1 protein-coding gene is annotated in these 208 nt (G+C 68.8%); it reads right to left on the bottom strand.

Annotation, left to right across the window (positions count from 1 at the left end; translation table 11 throughout):
* A partial coding sequence (locus I55_RS25610) for a helix-turn-helix domain-containing protein (RefSeq protein WP_044563556.1) occupies positions 1–208 on the bottom strand: 208 nt, incomplete at both ends.

Below are 208 nucleotides of genomic sequence, written 5' to 3'. Positions count from 1 at the left end.
CGATGACCCGTTTGAAATCCTGGGTGAAATGCGCATGGTCGAAATAGCCCAGATCCTGGGCCAGGGTGGTCAGGTCCACCGCTTCCCCCTGCCCCAGGCGGTGCGCCGCCTCATGCAGGCGGGCGCGGCGGATGACCCATTTGGGCGCCATGCCCACCAGGTCGGCGAACAGCCGCTGCAGGGCCCTGACCCCCAGTCCCGACCGGGC

The organism is Azospirillum sp. B4 (assembly GCF_000333275.1).
Classification (GTDB): Bacteria; Pseudomonadota; Alphaproteobacteria; order Azospirillales; family Azospirillaceae; genus Nitrospirillum.
This window is presented reverse-complemented; position numbering and strand designations above follow the sequence as displayed.